This is a genomic window from Castellaniella sp. (assembly GCF_034675905.1).
GTDB lineage: Bacteria > Pseudomonadota > Gammaproteobacteria > Burkholderiales > Burkholderiaceae_B > Castellaniella.
The window spans coordinates 38,312-57,297 of record NZ_JAUCCV010000010.1 but is presented as its reverse complement, the minus strand read 5'-3'; the positions used below and the strand labels follow the sequence as shown (position 1 = coordinate 57,297).

The window sequence follows — 18,986 nt, the reverse complement described above, 5'->3', positions numbered from 1 at the left end:
GGGTTTTGACTATCGGCATCCACTGCCTGGGCTTGTTTCCCTTGCTGCGCTGGATCGCGCTGGGGGCGACGCAAGGCCTGGGCGTCAATCCGCAGGAATTCCTGACCCGTTCGTCCGGCATCTGGGCCTTGGCGCTCTTGTGGATCGTCTTGTGCGTGACGCCGCTGCGTCGGCTGGCAAGCTGGGGGCAGCTGGTGAGACATCGGCGCGCTTTAGGCCTGTATGCATTTTTCTATACGATGTTGCATGTGATCGCCTGGGCGATCTGGGACCGCGGCGGCGATCCGGCAGCGATGTGGACCGATATCTGGCAGCGGGATTTCATCGGCGTGGGTGCGGTGGCCGTGCTGCTGCTTGTGCCGCTGGCCCTGACATCGACCCGGGGCTGGATCCGGCGCCTGGGGCGGGGGTGGAAGCGTCTGCATTGGCTGATCTATCCTGCAGCAGTGCTGTCCGTCCTGCATTTCGACTGGATGCGGGCAGGCAAGAACGATTTCCTGGAACCGCGCCTGTATGCCGGTCTGCTGGCGCTTCTGCTGGGGTTACGGGTCTATTGGTGGTGGGCTGGCAAAGAGAAACGCGTGTGATGAATCTGGTGTCTCCGCTTCCGCTGGAATCTTTGCGGCTGGGCTTTATCGGTGCGGGGCGGCTGGCGCAGGCGCTGGCCTTGTCCCTGCAGCAGGCAGGCGCCTCGGTGGCGTGGGTAGGCAGCCGCCGCCTGGATGGCGCGCGCGCCATGGCGGCGCTGCTGCCGGCCTGCCAGGCGGGGGATCCTCAGGCCGTCGCCGATGAGTGCGATCTGGTGTTCGTTGCAACGCCGGATGCGGCGATTGAACAGGTCGCCGATGCGCTGGTCTGGCATGCGGGGCAGGGGGTCGTGCATTGCAGCGGCGCGACATCCGTTGCCGCTTTGCAGTCGGCCGCCGAAGCAGGCGCCCTGATCGGAGGGTTCCACCCGATGCAGGCGTTCGGGGCCGATCCGATGGCGGCGGTGCGCAGCCTGCCGGGGTGCACGATTGCGATCGAAGCGGCGGATCCCGCGCTGAATGCCTGTCTGTCTGAACTGGCGTCCCTTCTGGGCTGCGTGGGCCTGGCATTACCGCCCGGTGCGCGGGCGCGCTACCACGCCTCCGGCGGCTATGCGTCGCAGCATATCCATGTCTTGCTGGCTGAAGCCGTGCGCCTGTGGCAATCCTGGGGCGCAACCGAACAACAGGCTTTGGATGCCTTATTGCCCTTGCTGCGCGGGACCCTGGCCTCGATGGCGCGCAGCGGGGTGGCGGGCGGCATGCCCGGCCCCGTGTCGCGCGGGGATGCCGGGACGGTGCGTTTGCATCGGCAGGCCCTGCAGGCGGTGGATCCGGCCATGCGTGATCTGTATGACCGCCTGTGCGAGCGCGGTGTCGCCCTGGCCCGGCAGGCGGGCCGCTTGGATGAAGGCCAGGCGCAGCTTATGGAACAGATGCTGCGCCAGCCGCCCGGTCAGAATGAATAGCTGCCGCCCAGCAGGGTCTCAAACTGGGTTTTCTGTTTGACGATCGGGCTGTCGGCGGCATCTCCCACCAGACGGGACGTGGCGACGCCGGTGGAGACTTTGAGGCGTTTGGTCACGGCATAGCCGGCGGTCAGCCGCAGCGACACGTCTTTCAGACCCGACGTGGGGTGGTATTGAGCCAATCCCGAGCGGCTGGATTGGGTGCTGTTGACCCCGAAATAGCCGTTCATGTATTTTTCGTTGGCCCAGTTGGCGGTGACGCTGGGGGTCAACATCAGGCGGTCAGTCGCTGCATAGGGGTAGGCGACCCGCGATTTGATCAGCAGCCCTCGATCCCGGTGCGTGACCGCCTGGGTGGCGGCGATGCTGAAGATCGCCCCTGAAAAATTGGCGGACAGCCCCAACCGGGCGCCGATGGCGTCGGATAGACCGCCGATGCCCGGCGGCACATCGTCCCCGCCATAGCCCCACATCATGTTCGCGCCGGCTTCCAGCGCCAGGTTTTCGCTCTGGATCAGGCTGAGGCCCACGCCGTCTTCCGTGCGGGCGTAGAAACGACCGATCCGGGCGTTGATGATGGGGATGGTGCGGCCCTTGTATTCATCCGAGCCTTCGTAGCGTGGCGTGGCGATGACGCCTGCGCCCAGCGTGATGTGGTCTTTCGCTTGAGCCGTATTGGCGGTGGCGAGCAGACCGAATAAAGCAAGCGCAAGGCCGCGATGCAAGAGAGGGGTGCGCACGGGGCGAGACAAGGCGTAGCTGGCAGGCATGATAAGAGTGTGACTGGTGTTCAAGAAGGTGAAGAAGAGGACGGCATCCTAACAGAAGCAGGCAGGATGGCCGTCAGGGCTGGACGCGATGTTGTCGTCCTTGCCGGATGAAGTTCAGAAGCCAGCGCCCGACCAGCAGGTCGTTGACGGCGCCGCGCAGGCTGTGCCTGGGCGGCCTGCAGCCGTTCGGGGGGGATCCGGTCACGCCGCGAGGCCAGCAGGTCAGCCGTATAGGCGCGGGAAAATTCCGGATGCCCCTGGATGCCCAGGCAGGTGTCGCCGACCTGCATCATGTAGATCGGGCAGAAGCCGCTACGGGCCAGAACCCGGCCCTGGGGCGGCAGCTCGGTCACCTGATCCTGGTGACTGGCCAGCAATTGCAGGGTGGCCGACTGCCAGGGCGTCATCCAGGGCTCCTGCTGTTCCAGAGTGGTCGGATAGGCGCCCAACCCCCAGCCCAGGGGGCTGCGTTCCACTTGGCCGCCCAGGGCCTTGGCAATCATCTGGTGGCCAAAGCAGATGCCCACCAAAGGCTGGCGTGTTTGCCAGAGCCTGCGGATCACGTCCGACAGTTGCCCGATCCAGTCGGCATCGTCATTGGCGCCGCATTTGGATCCTGTGGTGATCCAGCCATCCATGCGGGTGGCGATATCGGGGAACCGGCCCTGATGACAGGCGAAGACCTCGAAGCTCAGTGCGGGGTCAACCGTGTGCAGCAGGGTCTGGATCATGTCGGGATAGTTCCCGTGCAGCCCGATCAGGGCCGGGGCGACATCATCGCATTGCAATAAGCCGATCTTCATGGAAGGGTGTAGCGGGCCTTTTCTTGTGATCAATAGCCTTCGAATTCTTCGGCGCGGATATTGTCTTCGTTGGCGCCGATGGCGATCAGCAGCGCCCGTGTGGCCTTGACCATGCCTTCGGGGCCGGCCAGGTAGAACCGGGGCGCCGCCAGGTCGGGGACGTGGCGCCGGATCATGTCTGCATCGACGCGGCCGTGTTCCGCACCATCCACGCGCGCCTGGGTGTAGACCGGCACGAAGGTGAAATTCGGATGCTGGCCAGCCCACTGGCGCAGTTCGTCGGCATAGGCGGCCTGAGCCGGCGTGCGGTTGGCGTAGATCAGGGTCAGGCGGTGGGCGGTCTTGTCGTGCAGCGCCTGCGCGATCATGCTGCGCACCGGGGTGATACCGATGCCGCCGATGATGAACACCGCCGGTACGGAGTCGGTCTTGTGCAGGGTAAAGTCGCCGAACGGCGCAATCAGTTTGACGACCGTGCCATCGGGGGTGTTCTTGAAGGCTTCCTTGAATGGCGTGCCGCGCATCCGCGTGGCGACGGCGATGTGGGGCTCAAAGGCCGCATTGACGAAGGAAAAACCGTGCATGCCGTCGTGTTTGGGCGTGCCTTCGGGGCTGGGCAGTTTGACATCGCAGAACTGCCCGGCGCGGATTTCCAGGCCGGCTGGTTTTTCCAGCGTGAATTCCATTGTGCCTTCAGCTACTTCCCGTTTGCTGATGAGCTTGACATCGTAAGTCGTCATGGCCTGCCTCTTGGGTGTCGTTGCAATCGCATGTTCGCGTCGTGTCGGGCGGAACGTCTGCCGATAGTATAGGACTGTTGGCGGGCAGGGCCTGGTGTGTCGCTGATGGTGTCAGGGGTATCCGCCCGGGCCGGCGAGATGACGGTGTGGTCTTAATCCCGGAAGTTCTGATATTGCAGCGGCAGTTCCACGTCGGTCTTGCGCAGCAGGGCGATGACTTGCTGCAGGTCGTCGCGTTTTTTACCCGTCACGCGCAGCTTGTCGCCGTTGATCTGGGTTTCGACCTTCAGCTTGGCCTGCTTGATGGCAGCGATCAGTTTTTTGGCGGTGGCTTGCTCGATGCCCTGGCGGACCGTGACTTTCTGGCGGGCGCCGCCCAGGTTTTCCAGCGGGTCCGCTACGTCCAGACAGCGCACGTCGATGCTGCGCGCCGACAGGCGCCCGCGCAGGATGTCCAGCATCTGGCCCAGTTGGAAGGCGCTGGGGGCGGATTGGTTCACCACGTAGTCTTCCAGTTCGAAGCGGGCGTTGGCGCCCTTGAAATCGAAACGGGTCGCCAGTTCGCGGTTGGCCTGATCGACGGCATTGGACAGTTCGTGTTTGTCGACTTCGGAGACGACGTCAAAGCTGGGCATGGTAGTGTCCTGGACAAGAGTGCAATGCCCTGATTGTAAAGGGCTGGCGGTTTACAGCGCCCGCAGCACGACGTAGACCGCCGTGCCGGTGACGATGCTCAGCAAGGTCTGGCGTGTGCGCCATTGCATCAGTACCACGACAGCCACCGCCAGCAGTTCCTGCCAGGGCCCCAGGGGGTTGGATCGCGCCTGACCGGCGACGGTGTCGACCAGCAGCAGCACCATGATGGACAAGGGCAGCGTATCGCCCAGCTTGTGCACCAGGGGATGCCGGCGCAGCCAGTGCCCGCCGATGAAGGGCAGCGCCCGCAGGATCAGGGTGATGGCAGCCATCACAGCGATGATGATCAGAACGTAGCCGGTATCGGTCATGAGGCGTCCGGTTGCTTTGGTGTGGCGGGAAGGCCGGACCGCCTGGCGGGCCGCAGGGCCGCTGCCAACAGGCTGAGAGCGATGGCCAGCGCCAGCGCCTGGGCGGGGAACACCAGCAGCGCGATGGCGTAGGCGGCCAGAGCGATCCAGATGGGCAGCACGTCGCGTCGCACCCGCCATTGTTCGACCGCCAGCACGGCAAACAGGGCGGCCAGAACGAAATCCAGCCCTGTCAGGCCGATCTGCACCTGGGCGCCCAGCACCGCCCCCAGTGTGGTGCCCAACACCCACCATCCTTGGTTCAGGGCGCAGACCAGCGCCATGTGCCGGGCGCGAGCCTGGGACGGCAGAGCGGTCAGGACGGAATAGGTTTCGTCGGTCAGCGCAAAAATGCTGTACCAGCGCTGCCAGCGGGCAGCTGGCATGTGGTTTAGCAACGACAGGCCGTAGAAGATATGGCGCAAGTTCAGCACCAGGGTCGCCAGGGCGATCGCGCTGATGGGCAGCCCCGCAGCCAACATGGGCACCATCATGAACTGCGCGGCGCCCGCATAGATCAAAAGGCTGGAGGCAATCGCCAGCCAGGTATCGCCGCCTGCTTGGACGAACAGGAAGCCGAACACCGCGCCCAGCGGAATGTAGCCCATGGCGACCGGAGCGGTCAGGCTGGGGATGGAAAGGGGAGAGGGGCTGGAATTCTGTGACATGGTGGGCATGCATCGTAGCGGCCTGGGTATCGGGCAGGCCCGGCCATTATACGGATGACGGCATTCATGGCGGAAAGAGGACTGAAGTATCCTTAAGCCCTATATCATAGTGACCTGATACAGATTGTGAGTATGTTGGCGCGCCGCACTGTTAGTGGTCGGTTCCTGTTATTTAGCAAGCATGCCTCTCATGGTGAATTTTGACCCGCGTACCCTGCTCGTTGTAGAAGCCTTTGTCCTGTTTCTGGTGGGCGGCCTGACGTTTCTGGCCGCGATACAGGGTCGGCGTGAACGCACATTGCTGTGGTGCGCCACCGGCATGTGGCTGGCCTGCCTGGGGTTCTTGCTGGGCGTGACGCGTGAATACGCGGACCTGCTGACCCTGTCCATCATCGTGACCAATATGCTGATGATCACCGGGCATGCCTGCCTGTGGATCAGCTTGCGGGTTTTCGGCGGCCGGCCGGTTTCCTGGCGCTGGCTGGGGGCGGGGGCGCTCGTCTGGCTGCTGTTGTGTCAGTGGCCGGCCTTCCTGTCGGACACGGATCTGCGCGTGGCCGCCTATTCGGTTCTGTGCCTGGGCTATCTCGGCGCGGCGCTGACCGAGGTCTGGCCTGAATGGCGACGCTATCCAGGCGTTGCAACGCCTTTGATCGTTTTTCTGGCGATCCACGCCTTGTTCTATCTGTATCGGATCCCGGCCAGCCCAATGCAGCCGCAGATTTGGCGGAACTGGCCGGATTTCACTTTGGTGATGTTCGAAGGGCTGTTCTTTGCCATCAGCCTGTCCTTCAGCATCTTGATGATGGTGCGGGCGCGCGCCGAGCGGAATTACCGCTACGCGGCCTTGCATGATGTCCTGACCGGATTGCCCAACCGTCGAGCCTTGTTCGAGCAGGGGGAGCTCCTGCTGGAGCAGGCTCGTCCGTCCGGGGTGGATGTGGCCGTGCTGATGTGCGATCTGGATTGGTTCAAACAGGTCAATGACAACTTTGGTCACGAGGCGGGTGACCGTGTGCTGGCCTGCTTCGCCCAGATCCTGAGTCAATCGGTGGATGCGCAGGATTTGCGTGCCCGTCTGGGGGGTGAGGAATTCGTCGTGGTCGCCGCGAATCTGGGTCCGTTGGGGGCTCAGGAACTGGCCACCCGGATCCGTAGCGGCTTGTCCGCGCAGACCGACAGCTTGCCGTGCTGCTTGACGGTCAGTGTGGGGATCGCCTGCTCGCGTCAGGCCGGCTACGATCTGGATCGGTTGTTGGCGCGGGCCGATCAGGCGCTGTATGCGGCCAAGACCGCAGGGCGGGACTGCATCCGGGTGTGGCCGGTGGCCGAGGCCGCAGGCCATGTGCCGTCAGTCGCCGTAGCCCGCAGCCGCGGCGGGCGACTTGGCGAGCAGCCAGTCGATGCCTGATTCGCCTTGCGCCTGCAGCCAGTCGTTGGCTTGCTGGAAATGGCCGCAGCCGATAAAGGGGCGCGGCGGCCGCAGGGCCGATAGCGGCGAGGGATGGTTGGACATCAGCACCTGAACCGGGCCGGCCGGCGCCTGCAGTTCCAGCAGTTGACGCCGCGCCTGAGCGTGCGATCCCCATAGCAGCAGCACTTTGGGGCGGGGTTCGCGCAGCACTCGCATGATCAGGGCATCCGTGATGTGTTCCCAGCCTTTTTTGGCATGCGAGGCCGGTTGGTGGGCCTCCACCGTCAGGGATGTGTTCAGCAGCAGCACGCCTTGGCGCGCCCAGCGCACCAGACTGTTGCGCGGCGCTTGGGCAGGCGCTCCGTATTCCTGGGCCAGTTCCTTGAACATATTGCGCAGGCTGGGCGGCGTGGGGCAGAAATCGGGTACGGAAAAGGCCAGCCCCTGGGCCTGGTTTGGCCCGTGATAAGGGTCTTGGCCAACGATGATGACCTGGACGGATTCAGGCGGGGTCTCGATCAGGGCGCGAAACGGGCGCAGAGGGAAAATCTGTGCGCCGGCCGCCAGCCGTTCGGCCAGCATGGCATCCAGCTTGGCCAGCACGCCTTGCAGATGCGGCGCTTCCAGCGTGCTGCGCCAGGCGGGCGGCAGCGAGGCGATCTGTGTTTGCAAGGAACCCGTAAAGGCGTTGAGGACTTCGGTGTCGTGCGGTGTGGCGGTCATAAAAGGTCTGTCGAGGAGGGCGATCGGTGGTGTCCGGTCGTGCCGGAAGGATTGTGCGCCTGAATCATCAGCGCCGTCAGCAGGCTGGGCAAGCGGGGGTCGTCCATCTGCGATACGTTGAATCGCAGCATGGCGCCTGCCGTCTGGGACAGGCTGAAGACGTTGCCGGGCGCCAGGACCAGGCCGTGCTGCAGGCCCAGTGTCGCCAGCCGGGTGCTGTCGATATCATCCGGCAGCCTGCACCACAGGAACATGCCGCCGGGCGGCAGGTGCCAGGGCTGCAGTCCCAGATGCTGCAGCAGGGGAACCGCCCGGTTCATCGCCTGGCCCAGACGCTGACGCAACAGGCTGATGTGGCGGGGCCAGACGGGGTCCTGCAGCAAGCGGCAGATGACGGACTGGGTCAGTCCGGCGCCGGAAAATGTCGTGGCGGTGCGCAGGTCGGCCAGCGCGTCGATCCAGTCCGCGCGGATCGCCAGATAGCCGCATCGCAGGCTGGCCGACAGGGTCTTGGAAAAACTGCCGACCTGGATCACGCGATCCAATCCGTCCAGCCTGGCCAGATGCGCGGATGGCGTTGGCTCAAAGGCGCTGAAGATATCGTCTTCCACAATGATCAGATCGTGCTGCTGTGCCAGGTCCAGGATCTGCTGCGCCTTGTGGTCTGACAGGCTGGCGCCGGTGGGATTGTGCAGGCCGGAATTGCTGAGATACAGACGGGGGCGGTGCTGGGCCAGCGCCTGACGGAAACGGTCCATATCAGGCCCGTCCGGCAGGTAGGGGACGCTGACAATATTCGCCTGATGGGCGCGCAGCAGCGCCAGGAAGTTGTAATAGCAGGGGTCGTCGACCAGCACAGTATCCCCTGGCCGGATCAGGAACCGGCATAGCAGGTCGACCGCCTGCGTGCCGGAATCCGTCACCAGTATCTGCCGGGGGTCTACCTGCTGGCCGCGCGCCGAGAGTTGCCGGGCAATGGCCGTGCGCAAGGCAGGGAGCCCCAGGGCGGCGGCATAATCGGTCAATGCGGCGTCCGGGTCGCGTGCGGATTGCCGTAGCGCATCCCGGATGGCATCGGCCGGCATCCAGTCGGCAGGCAGCCAGCCGCACCCCGGCTTCATGGCGCCGGCAGTCATGTCCAGCGACTGGCGGGCCACCCACAGGGGATCGACCTGGCGGTCCAGTTGCGGGCCGATTTCAGCCACTGCCAAAGGCGCCAGCGGGCCGGAGACATAAAACCCGGAGCCCGCCTGGGGGCGGATGATGCCGTTGGCCGCCAACCGTTCGTAGGCCTCGACCACGGTGGATTTGGATACCCCCTGGTGGCGGGCCATGGACCGCAGAGACGGCAGGCGCGCGCCGGGCTGCCATTCGCGGGCCGCAATGCGCTGATGCACGTATTGCATGACGTGCGTGGTGCGGCCGGTTTTGGCGACGGAAGTACCCATGCTCAATTGATACCAGTACAGTTTCGTCTTACTGTACCAGACTGTATCTGGCTTAGGAAAGCTCAGGCCTGCATAGTGTTATCCCAATCAGGGATCGAAGAGACGGGAAGGATGATGCAGGCAAGTACACGCGGATGGCTCAACGGCGCGCTGGGCGTGGCGATTTTCAGTGGCTCGCTGCCGGCGACCCGTGTGGCCGTCCTGGGCCTGGACCCTTTGTTCGTGACGGCGGGACGAGCAGCGCTGGCCGGGATTCTGGCGGTGTGCCTGCTGATGATCGGGCGCAATCAGCGGCCGACCGGGGCTGAATGGCGCACGCTGGCCTGGGTGGCGTTGGGCGTCGTGCTGGGGTTTCCGCTGTGCACGGCGCTGGCGCTGCGCACCATCACCTCGGCGCACTCTCTGGTCTTTATCGGTTTGCTGCCGTTGGCGACGGCGATTTTCGGCACCTGGTTGGGGGGAGAACGCCCTTCCCGCGCATTCTGGATTTTTGCCGTGCTGGGGGCGGCCTCGGTGGCGGGGTTCGCCTTCAGTCAGGACGGGTCCGGGTCCCTGGGCGCCGATGCCCTGATGATGGGCGCTATCCTCAGTTGCGGTTACGGCTATGCCGAAGGCGGACGCCTCTCGCGTCGCCTGGGGGGGTGGCAGGTGATCTGCTGGGTGCTGGTGCTGTCGCTGCCGATCAGTTTGCCGCTATCCCTGGTCCTGCTGCCGGCGGATGGGGCGGCGGTCCCGGTATCTGCCTGGGTGGGCCTGGCCTATGTGGCGGTGTTCAGTATGCTGGTCGGATTCATTTTCTGGTATCGGGGGCTGGCGCTGGGAGGCATCGCCGCCGTCGGGCAACTGCAGCTATTGCAGCCTTTCATGGGCTTGCTGCTGTCGGCCTGGCTGTTGGGTGAGTCTGTGACCATGACGATGATCGCTGTTACTGTATTTGTCGTGGTCTGCGTGGCCGGGGCGAAATACACGGCAGCCGCGCCGGTGTCGGCGCCGGGCGCGACATCCTGAACCCTGGCATGTAACCGCGTTCGGGGATTTCCCCTAGATCTTGTGGCATTTCGCATCCCCTAAACAACACGACAATATATGATTCCCAGCGGAGAGGACCTCGGAAACAACACCTTCCATTCTGTCCGATGGGCACTCATCCGCGATCCATGATGCTCGTTTTATTTCAATTTTCGATCTCCAGCGGCCCACGCAAGACCCTCACCAAGGAAAACAATCCGCACCACCACAATCACGGTGGCAGTTTTACACCATCAGATTGCCGATCCGACTCCCCGCACGTTGGCGCATCGGCCCACATTCACCTTCCTCAGTGTCTCTCTCTGCACTTTGATTGGCACCCAGCATAATCTCTCATCTCCTCCTGAACGTCTCACCGTCACGGGGGTGTTGATCAGCGTCCTCTTCTGCGATCATCTCCGGTGTATTACTCCCTGTGCGGACGAACCAGTGCGGATCTTCAGCCTTGTTTTCGGCTTGGTCTCCTTCTTTTTTTGTCCATCTTTCACCCGAGCGCGTTCATCCAGGTGGGCGCCATCGGGACCTCATGGCATTACTCCATTTCGTCATTTTCCCAATCACATCAAATGCGCCAGCAATCCAGCAACAACCCCTGAACCCCTGGAGAACGCGCAAAGCGGGTGTCGGCACACAACAATTACACCCTTCCCTATCCTCCATCTGTCAACGCATTTCTCGCATCGGGCAGTGCCCTCAATTCGCTTTCTTTATCGCGACCGTACATTGCGCAACCATTCAAACATCGCTCGGATCACCTCTCCTCTTCTCGGCATGCTCATCACTCAATCGGCCTCACCAACCGTCGTCGCCTGGCAGTATCCCTGGCGCTGTCGCCAGCAGCGAGCAGATCCACCAATCGTGCAAACCGGTGCTACCTTCACTCAGCGACCCCACAGCCCTTTTTCTCTCCCCACATTTCAACTCGAACCTCCCAGATCGAACCAGTGCCCCCATCAGCCCGGGCTGTCAACAGCAAGGAAACCCCCGGTAACCCAAACCAAGGAAAGAGCGCACTGGGCGCCGGCGCAATCACATCAATACAACAACACGGACAACACAGACGGAAGAATCCGCACCAACAGGGCTGCCGTCGGGAACCTTATTTTGCTTGCAACGACAACGCGGGCCCACTCCCCACCGGCGGCGCGACCCCAAACAATCCTTACATCGATCCCCGGGCATCGACCCATCGTAAACGGCGACCCCAAGGGGGTGACGCGACCGCCGCAATCCCGATCCCATACGGCGCACAGGCCACCCACGCCGGGACACAAAACGGCGCCGTCCGGTAGCGGCGGCCCGCCCGCACGGGACCGAGCAGTGACCGGTCACCCGCAATCGGGCGGCGGGCGGCAATCCCACGATCAAAAAAGGTGGATGGGGCCCGGACGACCCAATCCGAAGCGCCCCAAACCCGGGGCCCACCACCCGTCCACCGCCGCCCCAACGGGCGTCCCCCGGGCGCGAGCCGCCAGCACACCCACGCCCCCCACCCGCACCCCCATCTATGTCTCGCACCATGGGCCCGGATTCGCTCCCCCCCGAGGGCATCCCGCGGCTGCAGGGCTCGGACAGCACGCACCAACCCCCACCTCGCAAAACGGCCGGGAGTGACGGCATCAGAGCCGGGACGCCCGGGCACATCACGCCCCCGGCACCCCCTCCCCCTATCTCGGGGGCGCCGACGGCGGGCCACCGGCACAATCCACGAACCGGACAGCAACCCCGCCACGGAATGGCACCCATCCCCACGGGCACCCATCCCCCCCCCCGGACGCACTCGGCCACGCCCCACACCCCCACCCAGCACCCATCCCCAGGTCACCAATCCCGGCACATCCTACCCGCACCCCATCTCACAGCGCCCGGGGCACGCGACCCGCGACATGCCGGACGCGCGCGACGCCGCTCCAGGGACGCTAATCCCAGGGGCGGGCGCCGCTCCCTCTCTCCACGCGAGTCCCGGGCATCTATTCTGACCATTTGCCTTTTTATGCCCCTCACCCCCGGGTGTCTTTCGTCCCACGCGCCAATATCCGTATCGGCCCTGCGATATTCTTACAAGGGGCCCACCCCACGGTCCCCCAATCCCCGCGCGGTACCCCCTCGGCCAATGCACACCATCCAGGCCCCGGCGCGGTGTCCTTCAACATCACACCCGCGTCGGCGCCCGGCAGGACTCAGGGACGCGACTCCCCAAATCCGCCCTCAACAGCAACCATCCACCCGCCGCACAACAATACGCCACCCGCACAACCGCCAACGCCAATCCCCTTCACCTTCCCCACCCCCCACACCCGCACACCACACGTGCCCCTCCTTCCCTGGACCCCCAAGCCAAAACAAAACCACACCCAACACCACCAATTCGCCCGATGTCGCGGCCCCCGGTCCTCGCCCCATTTCACCACCTAGACCTCCCCATCTAGCGGCTCCGAGGATGCCTCTCGGCGGAGGCCCGCGCCTGCCTACCCCGGGCCCCTCCCCCCCTACAGCGGCTTTCAGCCCTCCACCCGACCCTCCGGCCGCCGCATTACCGCACAGCGCACCTTCCCTACCTCGCCCCTCCACACCCAGCGCGCTACCCCCGGCCTCCCCCCCCTCTCACCAACAGGACCGCCTCCTCCAACGGCCATATCAGGCAATCATGACCACAGGCAAGGCCACGCCTCCGGCACCAAAGGCATCACCGCAACCACCGGCCACGGGGTGCGAGCTGTGGCTGGCCAGCGCCCGCTAACCTAAAAACCACCACTATTCCCCCGCCAGCACAGGCCTCACCGAACACCACCACCCACCAGGACAGCGAAACCTTCGATCGAAATCACCGGGGGATATCTCTCCTCGGCTCAACCATCAGGCGCACTACCATGCGGCGGGCCAGTGCACTCGGAACTGGTCAGCTCGCTCCTCTGCCCCTTCGGACGCAAGTTCGGAAACCCAGGGCCGTCCAATCCTCCCAAGCGGGGTGTGCTGGAACGCGCCATCCGTCATCCAATTTTCACTTCAACCTAACCAGACCCCGCCCGGCCATCACGATCAGAGCACCTGCGCGAGCTCCGGCAGCGCCGCCAAACCACAGCCGGCGAAGCACGCCGGTGTTGCACCCGGGCTCGAGAGGTCGACCGGGATGCACCGCGTGCTGGAGCAGGCCTGAAAATCTTTGCATCGCAATCTACGCCACAATCACGACCGTACACCGTTCTCAGCTATCGCGGCGGTTTCTTTCAAGCGTATTATCTCTCCATGACAGCATCTGGATATCTTGACTCTTCTCAAACACACCCGGCCTGAAGGCGATCAGGCGCATTTTTCTCACCCTGCGCTGGTGGGGCTGGACGCTCCTGACATGCTCTACCTCAATCTTGCGCGTAACCGTGCCGCCGCGTTCAGCCCTGCAGCGTGACCACGAAACGCTGTGTCCTGGGGTCTTGGGGGTGCTGGAACAGGGCTTGCGACGGCCCCGATTCCACAATGACGCCGTCTTCCAGAAACACAGTCTGGCGGGCGATCTGGGCGGCCAGGCGCAGGTCATGGGTGGCCATCAGCATGGTCATGCCTTCCTGGGCCAAGTCGCCCAGCACGGCGACGACTTCCGCCGCCAGTCCGGGGTCCAGGGCGGATGTCGGTTCATCGCACAACAGCACGCGGGGTTCGGGCGCCAGGGCGCGGGCAATGGCGATCCGCTGCTGCTGCCCGCCCGACAGGCTGGCGGGCCAGGCATCGGCCTTGTCGCGCAGGCCGACCTTGTCCAGCAGTTCACACGCCCGCGCCTGGGCACGCTCGCGCGGCCAGCGCTTGACGGTGACCAGGCCTTCCATGATGTTCTGGATCGCAGTCTGGTGCGGGAACAGCTGAAAATTCTGAAACACCATGCCGGTCTGCTGGCGGATGCGTTGCACGGTGGGCCGGTCCGGGTGACGTCCCGCTTGGAAGCGGATGGTTTCCGTGCCGATGGTCAGCGCGCCTTCGTCCGGCGTTTCCAGCAGGTTCACGCAGCGCAGCAGCGTGCTTTTGCCGCTGCCGGACGGGCCGATCAAGGCGGTCACCTGGCCTTCGGGGATGGCGACGCTGACGGCTTTCAGTACGTCATGGCCGCCAAAGGACTTGCGGATGTCTTGCAGCTGGATCATCGCTGGCCCTCGGAGAAGACCGCATGCTGGCTGAAGTGGCGTTCCAGACGGGTCTGTGCGGCTGACAAGAAGGTGCATAGCACCAGATAGATCAGGGCGGCTTCTGTGTACAGGATCAGCGGCTCGTAGGTGACGGACGCGATGCGCTGCGCCGCCTGGAAGATTTCCGGCACGGTGATGACGGCTGCCAGCGAGGTGTCCTTGACCAGAGAAATAAAGGAATTGGACAGCGGCGGCACGGCCACGCGGGCTGCCTGCGGCAGGATCGTGCGCCGCAGCGCCTGGGCGCGGGTCATGCTCAGGGAATAGGCGGCGTCCCATTGGCCTTTGGGGATAGCCTCAATGGCGCCCCGGATGACTTCCGCGTTATAGGCCCCGACGTTCAGCGAAAAGCCGATCAGCGCGGCGGGCAGCGGGTCCAGGACAAAGCCGATGCTGGGCAGGCCGTAGAAAATCACGAACAGCTGCACCAGCAAAGGGGTGCCCCGGATCAGCCAGATGTAGAAGCGCACCAGGGCGACCAGCGGCGGCGGACCGAACAAGCGCGCGATGGCCGCCAGAAATGCCAGCGCCAGCCCGATCAGGAAGGACAGGATCGCTAGCGGCACGGTGAATTGAATCCCCCCGACCAGCAGCGGCCAGAGGGAATTTGCCATCAGATGCAGCCAGTCTGGCACGGTCGGGCACTCCTTTCAGATCGTGTCGCAGTATAGACGGGCGGCTTTATTTCACCCGCGAGGACAGATCGGCGCCGAAGTAGTGTTCCGAGATCGTCTTGTAGGAGCCATCTGCGCGGATCGCGTCCAGTGCCTTGTCGACGGCGGCTTTCAGCGCCGGCTGGTCCTTGCGCAGCAGCACGCCCGATTGGCTGAATTCCGCGCTGGTGTCCGTTGCCACGACCTTGACCTTGGCGGCCGGTTGCTGCTTCTTGAAATCCAGGAACGACAGCTCGTCGTTGATGGTGGCATCCACGCGGCCCGATGTCAGCAGCGCGATGGCGTCGTTGAAACCCTGGACCGGCACGACTTCGGCCCCATAGTGCTGGGCGAGTTTGCCGAAATTGCTGGTGATGGTGTTGGCGGACCGCTTGCCTTTCAGATCCTGGAAGGTCTTGATAGCGGCATTGTCGTCACGCACGATCAGCGCAGCGGCCGAGGAAATGTACGGTTTGGAAAAATCGTATTTGGTCTGCCGTTCGGGGGTGATGCCCACCTGATTGATGACTACGTCATAGCGGTTGACGTTCAGTCCGGCGATCAGGCCGTCCCATTTGCCTTCCACGAATTCGGCCTTGACCCCCAGTTGTTTGGCGATGGCGCGGCCGATATCCACGTCAAAGCCGACCAGTTGGTTGTCCTTCTGGTCGTGAAAAGAAAACGGGGCGTAGGTGCCCTCGGTGCCGATGCGCAGGACGCCGGCTTTTTGGATGGCGGCCAGATCATCCGTCGCCGCCTGAGCGGCGGGCGCCACGGACAGCAGGGGCAGGACGGCAGCCAGGACGAGAGCAGGTAGTTTTTTCATGAGCAGGCCTCGGTAGTTAAGCGGTGTTGTTATATCAACGACGTCTTTTATGGGTTTTCATTCTAATGAGCTGCTACCGGGCCTGCAAAGTTTTTCAGACTTTAAGCATATGGCAAAGGGTTATTAAGCTTCTTCGGCAGGCAGGATCACGACCCGGTTGTTGGCCATGCAGGCCGTGCGCTTGCACCTGGCGGGCACGCTGCGCTGGTGGGGCGTCGATCTGCCGGAGCTGGCGACGGCCCGAGGGGTTTAACGACTTGTCAGGTAGCAGGGCCGTCAGTACATTGACGGGATGGTTCATCCCTAACAGATATGCGGATACATCCCAGCTACCAGGCAGATGCGCGTCGCGCCATCCGTTCCATCAGCGTCCTGATGGTGTTGCTGATTTTGATCAGCAATTTGACGTTTCCTGCTGCGTTTCATCAGCTGGCTCACTATCTGTTGCTGCATAACCTGGCGGAAGTCGTCTCGGTAGTGGCGGCATCGATGATTTTTGCGGTGCTCTGGGGCAGTCGCCACGAAGCGCTGCCCGGCAGCCTGGCGCTTCTGGGCGGCGCCTTTTTCGGGGTGGCGCTGCTGGATTTCCTGCATCTGCTGGCCTATCCAGGCATGCCAGGGTTCATCACGCCCAATGATCCGGACAAATCCATCTATTTCTGGCTGCTGGCGCGTCTGTTGGGCGCGCTGGGATTGCTGGCGGCGGCGGTTCTGTCCTGGAAAGGCGGCAAGACCCGTATTTCTTTGGGGATGCAACTGATCGGGATGCCGGTCCTGGTGGCCGGGCTGGCGGCTTTGTACTTCCTGTCGCCTGACTGGATACCTCAGTCGTTCATTCCCGGGTCGGGGCTGACCGCCTTCAAGGTCTACGCCGAATACAGTCTGATCGCGCTTTACCTGCTGGCGGCGTCGCTATTCTGGCTGTGCATGCGCCGCCCGCGCCGTGTCAATGTCAGTGATCTGTTTGTCAGCGCCTGCGTCATGGCCCAGGGAGAATATTTCCTGACCCTGTACACGGGGGTGACGGATATCTACAGTTTGTGCGGCCATATTTACAAGGTGATCGCCTACGGGTTTTTGTACCGGGCCGTGTTCACCGAGGCAGTCCGGCGGCCCTATGCCTTGCTGCAGGAATCCCAGGCGCACCTGCAGGCTACGCTCGATGCCATGCCGGATCTGGTCTTCGATATGGATGCCGATGGCCGCTATCTGGCGGTTCACACCAGCCGGCCCGAGGACCTGTCCATGCCTGCCGACCAGTTGCTGGGGCGTACCGTGCACGAGGTCATGTCGCCCAAAGATGCCCAGATCGTCCGGGCCGCTCTACAAGAGGCCGCTGCGCAGGGACAGTCGCGGGGCAAGGTCATCACCGTGGATGCCGGTCAAGGCAAAAGGCGCGATTTCGAGCTCTCGGTCTCCCGGGAAACGGTCCCTCAGGGACATGCTCCGCGATTTGCAGTGATCTCCCGCGACATCACAGACCGCGTGAAAAGCGAACAGGCCCTGCGCACTTTGTCGACCGCCGTCGTGCAAAGTCCTGTGGCGATCATCATCACCGACCATAATGCCAGAGTCGAATTCGTCAACGAAGCCTTTACCCGCATCAGCGGCTATTCTGCGCCCGAGGTCCTGGGACGCAATCTGCGCCGCCTGAAACCGGCCCGTACGCCGGCCATGACATTTCGCGCCATGTGGGCGCAGCTGTCGCAGGGCAAGGCCTGGCGCGGGGAATGGACCAACCTCAGCAAGAGCGGTCGGGAATATGTCGAGTCTGTATTGATCTACCCGGTGCGAGACGCCCAGGGCCGGATCACCAACTATCTGGCCCACAACGGGGACATCACCGAAAAGCGCCAAGCCGTCGAGCGCGTCCGGCTGCTGTCGCAATACGATCAGCTGACCGGCCTGCCCAACCGTTCCTTGTTGCGCGAGCAGTGCAGCGATGCCATGCGTCGCGGGGTGGGTCTGGCGGCCTTATGGATCGATCTGGATCATTTCAAGGCCGTCAATGATTCCCTGGGCCATCACATCGGGGATGCCTTGCTGCAGGAAATGGCGCAGCGGCTGCGCGCCTGTTTGCCAAAGCCGGCATTCCTGTCACGCTATTCCGGCGACGATTTTGTAGCGGTGCTGCCTAGCGCGACCCGGCAACAGGCGCTGGCGCTGGCCCAGACTTTGCAACGGGCGATCGCCTTGCCGCTGAAGCTGGCCGGCCAGGATATCTTCAGCTCGGCCACGATTGGTGTGGCAGGTTATCCGGAAGACGCGGCGGAGTTCGATGCCTTGCTCAAAAACGCTGAAACCGCCATGTATCGGGCCAAAAGCGAGGGGCGTCACAGGGTGGGGTTTTTCACGGCTGAAATGCAGGCCCATGTCAGCCGTGAGTTGGTCTTGGTCAATGCACTCAAGCAGGCCCTGAGCAATCACGAATTTTCTCTGGTGTATCAGCCGCAGCTGGCATTCAGCGATGGCGCCGTGCTGGGCGCCGAGGCTTTGCTGCGCTGGGATTCCCCGCAGTGGGGCCGTGTGCCGCCTAGCGAATTCATTCCACTGGCCGAGGCCAGCGGCCTGATCGTCCCCATCGGGGAATGGGTATTGCGCACGGCCATGCAGCAATTGCGCCAATGGCTGGATCAAGGCCTGCCCACTTTGCGAATTGCCGTGAATCTGTCGGCGGTCCAGTTCAATCAGCCGGATCTGGTGGACCAGATTCAGCGGATTCTGGCCGAGACCCAGGTACCGGCGGATCTGCTGGAATTGGAACTGACGGAAGCCGTCGCCATGAAAGCGCCCGAGGCCGCCGCGCAACGCATGGAAGAGCTCTCCGCATTCGGGGTGCGTTTTGCGATCGATGATTTCGGCACAGGCTATTCGTCGCTTAGCTACCTGAAGCGCTTCAGGTTGCACAAGCTGAAGATCGACCAATCCTTTGTGCGCGATATCAATATCGATGCGGATGATCAGGCGATTGCCACCGCCATCATCCAGCTATCGCGCAGCCTGGGGCTGCGCACCATTGCCGAAGGCGTGGAGACCATTGAGCAGCAGGAGTTTCTGAAATCCAGAGGCTGCGAAGAAGCCCAAGGCTATTACTACAGCCGGCCCTTGCCGGCCGAGGATTTTGCCGCCTTCGTGCGGGCGCATCGGCCGCGTCAGGAAGCCTGACGCGCATCAGGCTTCCTGATATTCAGGCGGT

16 protein-coding genes are annotated in these 18,986 nt (G+C 63.4%); 5 read left to right on the top strand and 11 right to left on the bottom strand.

Translation table 11 applies throughout. The features are described 5' to 3' along the window. Nucleotides 1-5 precede the first annotated feature (5 nt). Nucleotides 6-587: a protein-methionine-sulfoxide reductase heme-binding subunit MsrQ gene (locus VDP79_RS10420; RefSeq protein ID WP_323018141.1), complete on the top strand. Its 582-nt coding sequence runs from the start codon at nt 6-8 to the stop codon at nt 585-587. Then, nucleotides 587-1,495: a Rossmann-like and DUF2520 domain-containing protein gene (locus tag VDP79_RS10415; protein ID WP_323018140.1), complete on the top strand. Its 909-nt coding sequence runs from the start codon at nt 587-589 to the stop codon at nt 1,493-1,495. Before VDP79_RS10420 ends, VDP79_RS10415 begins: the two co-directional genes overlap by 1 nt. On the opposite strand, the gene VDP79_RS10410 is transcribed toward VDP79_RS10415, so the two are convergent. The 6 genes from VDP79_RS10410 to VDP79_RS10385 all read right to left on the bottom strand — a co-directional run bounded on the left by VDP79_RS10410 (nt 1,483) and on the right by VDP79_RS10385 (nt 5,522). Beyond that, entirely contained in the window at nt 1,483-2,265 is a 783-nt protein-coding gene (locus tag VDP79_RS10410) for a MipA/OmpV family protein (protein ID WP_323018139.1), read from the bottom strand. The genes VDP79_RS10415 and VDP79_RS10410 overlap by 13 nt on opposite strands. 20 nt (nt 2,266-2,285) lie before the next feature. Further along, nucleotides 2,286-3,068 (bottom strand): type 1 glutamine amidotransferase, encoded by a 783-nt coding sequence (locus tag VDP79_RS10405; protein ID WP_323018138.1) that lies wholly within the window; start codon nt 3,066-3,068, stop codon nt 2,286-2,288. A gap of 29 nt (nt 3,069-3,097) precedes the next feature. Next, nucleotides 3,098-3,808, bottom strand: coding sequence for an FAD-dependent oxidoreductase (locus tag VDP79_RS10400; protein ID WP_323018137.1), 711 nt, complete (start codon nt 3,806-3,808; stop codon nt 3,098-3,100). 152 nt (nt 3,809-3,960) lie between these two features. Next, on the bottom strand, nt 3,961-4,443 hold the full coding sequence (locus tag VDP79_RS10395; protein ID WP_323018136.1) for a YajQ family cyclic di-GMP-binding protein: 483 nt from the start codon (nt 4,441-4,443) through the stop codon (nt 3,961-3,963). Nucleotides 4,444-4,494: 51 nt separating this feature from the next. Next, nucleotides 4,495-4,815, bottom strand: coding sequence for a branched-chain amino acid transporter permease (locus tag VDP79_RS10390; RefSeq protein WP_323018135.1), 321 nt, complete (start codon nt 4,813-4,815; stop codon nt 4,495-4,497). Further along, nucleotides 4,812-5,522, bottom strand: coding sequence for an AzlC family ABC transporter permease (locus VDP79_RS10385; RefSeq protein ID WP_323018134.1), 711 nt, complete (start codon nt 5,520-5,522; stop codon nt 4,812-4,814). Before VDP79_RS10385 ends, VDP79_RS10390 begins: the two co-directional genes overlap by 4 nt. A gap of 190 nt (nt 5,523-5,712) precedes the next feature. Between VDP79_RS10385 and VDP79_RS10380 the strand changes: the two genes are divergently transcribed. Continuing rightward, nucleotides 5,713-6,933: a GGDEF domain-containing protein gene (locus VDP79_RS10380; protein ID WP_323018133.1), complete on the top strand. Its 1,221-nt coding sequence runs from the start codon at nt 5,713-5,715 to the stop codon at nt 6,931-6,933. Here the strand turns inward: VDP79_RS10380 and VDP79_RS10375 are convergent. Both VDP79_RS10375 and VDP79_RS10370 read right to left on the bottom strand, forming a co-directional pair. Then, nucleotides 6,874-7,659, bottom strand: coding sequence for a uracil-DNA glycosylase (locus VDP79_RS10375; protein ID WP_323018132.1), 786 nt, complete (start codon nt 7,657-7,659; stop codon nt 6,874-6,876). The two genes, VDP79_RS10380 and VDP79_RS10375, sit on opposite strands and share 60 nt — an antisense overlap. Beyond that, entirely contained in the window at nt 7,656-9,107 is a 1,452-nt protein-coding gene (locus VDP79_RS10370) for a PLP-dependent aminotransferase family protein (RefSeq protein ID WP_323018131.1), read from the bottom strand. The genes VDP79_RS10375 and VDP79_RS10370 overlap by 4 nt, the downstream gene beginning before the upstream one ends. Before the next feature lie 114 nt (nt 9,108-9,221). On the opposite strand from VDP79_RS10370, the gene VDP79_RS10365 reads away from it, so the two are divergent. Further along, nucleotides 9,222-10,115, top strand: coding sequence for a DMT family transporter (locus tag VDP79_RS10365; protein ID WP_323018930.1), 894 nt, complete (start codon nt 9,222-9,224; stop codon nt 10,113-10,115). Between the two features lie 3,410 nt (nt 10,116-13,525). On the opposite strand, the gene VDP79_RS10360 is transcribed toward VDP79_RS10365, so the two are convergent. From VDP79_RS10360 to VDP79_RS10350, 3 genes are read right to left on the bottom strand one after another with little or no spacing between them, the layout of a single operon-like run. Then, a complete protein-coding gene (locus tag VDP79_RS10360; protein WP_323018130.1) occupies nt 13,526-14,269 on the bottom strand; it encodes an amino acid ABC transporter ATP-binding protein in 744 nt (247 codons plus the stop codon). After that, nucleotides 14,266-14,946 carry an amino acid ABC transporter permease gene (locus VDP79_RS10355; RefSeq protein ID WP_323018129.1) on the bottom strand — a complete coding sequence of 227 codons (681 nt, stop codon included), beginning with the start codon at nt 14,944-14,946 and terminating at the stop codon, nt 14,266-14,268. Before VDP79_RS10355 ends, VDP79_RS10360 begins: the two co-directional genes overlap by 4 nt. 46 nt (nt 14,947-14,992) lie before the next feature. Beyond that, entirely contained in the window at nt 14,993-15,790 is a 798-nt protein-coding gene (locus VDP79_RS10350) for an amino acid ABC transporter substrate-binding protein (RefSeq protein WP_323018128.1), read from the bottom strand. Between the two features lie 312 nt (nt 15,791-16,102). Between VDP79_RS10350 and VDP79_RS10345 the strand changes: the two genes are divergently transcribed. Further along, nucleotides 16,103-18,955 carry an EAL domain-containing protein gene (locus VDP79_RS10345; RefSeq protein ID WP_323018127.1) on the top strand — a complete coding sequence of 951 codons (2,853 nt, stop codon included), beginning with the start codon at nt 16,103-16,105 and terminating at the stop codon, nt 18,953-18,955. Nucleotides 18,956-18,986: the final 31 nt, after the last annotated feature.

Bases quoted from the DNA above. Each gene is read 5' to 3' on its own strand.
- VDP79_RS10385 (WP_323018134.1), bottom strand. From the start codon at position 5,522: ATGTCACAGAATTCCAGCCCCTCTCCCCTTTCCATCCCCAGCCTGACC.
- VDP79_RS10365 (WP_323018930.1), top strand. From the start codon at position 9,222: ATGCAGGCAAGTACACGCGGATGGCTCAACGGCGCGCTGGGCGTGGCG.
- VDP79_RS10415 (WP_323018140.1), top strand. From the start codon at position 587: ATGAATCTGGTGTCTCCGCTTCCGCTGGAATCTTTGCGGCTGGGCTTT.
- VDP79_RS10395 (WP_323018136.1), bottom strand. From the start codon at position 4,443: ATGCCCAGCTTTGACGTCGTCTCCGAAGTCGACAAACACGAACTGTCC.
- VDP79_RS10370 (WP_323018131.1), bottom strand. From the start codon at position 9,107: ATGGGTACTTCCGTCGCCAAAACCGGCCGCACCACGCACGTCATGCAA.
- VDP79_RS10345 (WP_323018127.1), top strand. From the start codon at position 16,103: ATGCGGATACATCCCAGCTACCAGGCAGATGCGCGTCGCGCCATCCGT.
- VDP79_RS10400 (WP_323018137.1), bottom strand. From the start codon at position 3,808: ATGACGACTTACGATGTCAAGCTCATCAGCAAACGGGAAGTAGCTGAA.
- VDP79_RS10405 (WP_323018138.1), bottom strand. From the start codon at position 3,068: ATGAAGATCGGCTTATTGCAATGCGATGATGTCGCCCCGGCCCTGATC.
- VDP79_RS10380 (WP_323018133.1), top strand. From the start codon at position 5,713: ATGGTGAATTTTGACCCGCGTACCCTGCTCGTTGTAGAAGCCTTTGTC.
- VDP79_RS10410 (WP_323018139.1), bottom strand. From the start codon at position 2,265: ATGCCTGCCAGCTACGCCTTGTCTCGCCCCGTGCGCACCCCTCTCTTG.
- VDP79_RS10360 (WP_323018130.1), bottom strand. From the start codon at position 14,269: ATGATCCAGCTGCAAGACATCCGCAAGTCCTTTGGCGGCCATGACGTA.
- VDP79_RS10375 (WP_323018132.1), bottom strand. From the start codon at position 7,659: ATGACCGCCACACCGCACGACACCGAAGTCCTCAACGCCTTTACGGGT.
- VDP79_RS10390 (WP_323018135.1), bottom strand. From the start codon at position 4,815: ATGACCGATACCGGCTACGTTCTGATCATCATCGCTGTGATGGCTGCC.
- VDP79_RS10350 (WP_323018128.1), bottom strand. From the start codon at position 15,790: ATGAAAAAACTACCTGCTCTCGTCCTGGCTGCCGTCCTGCCCCTGCTG.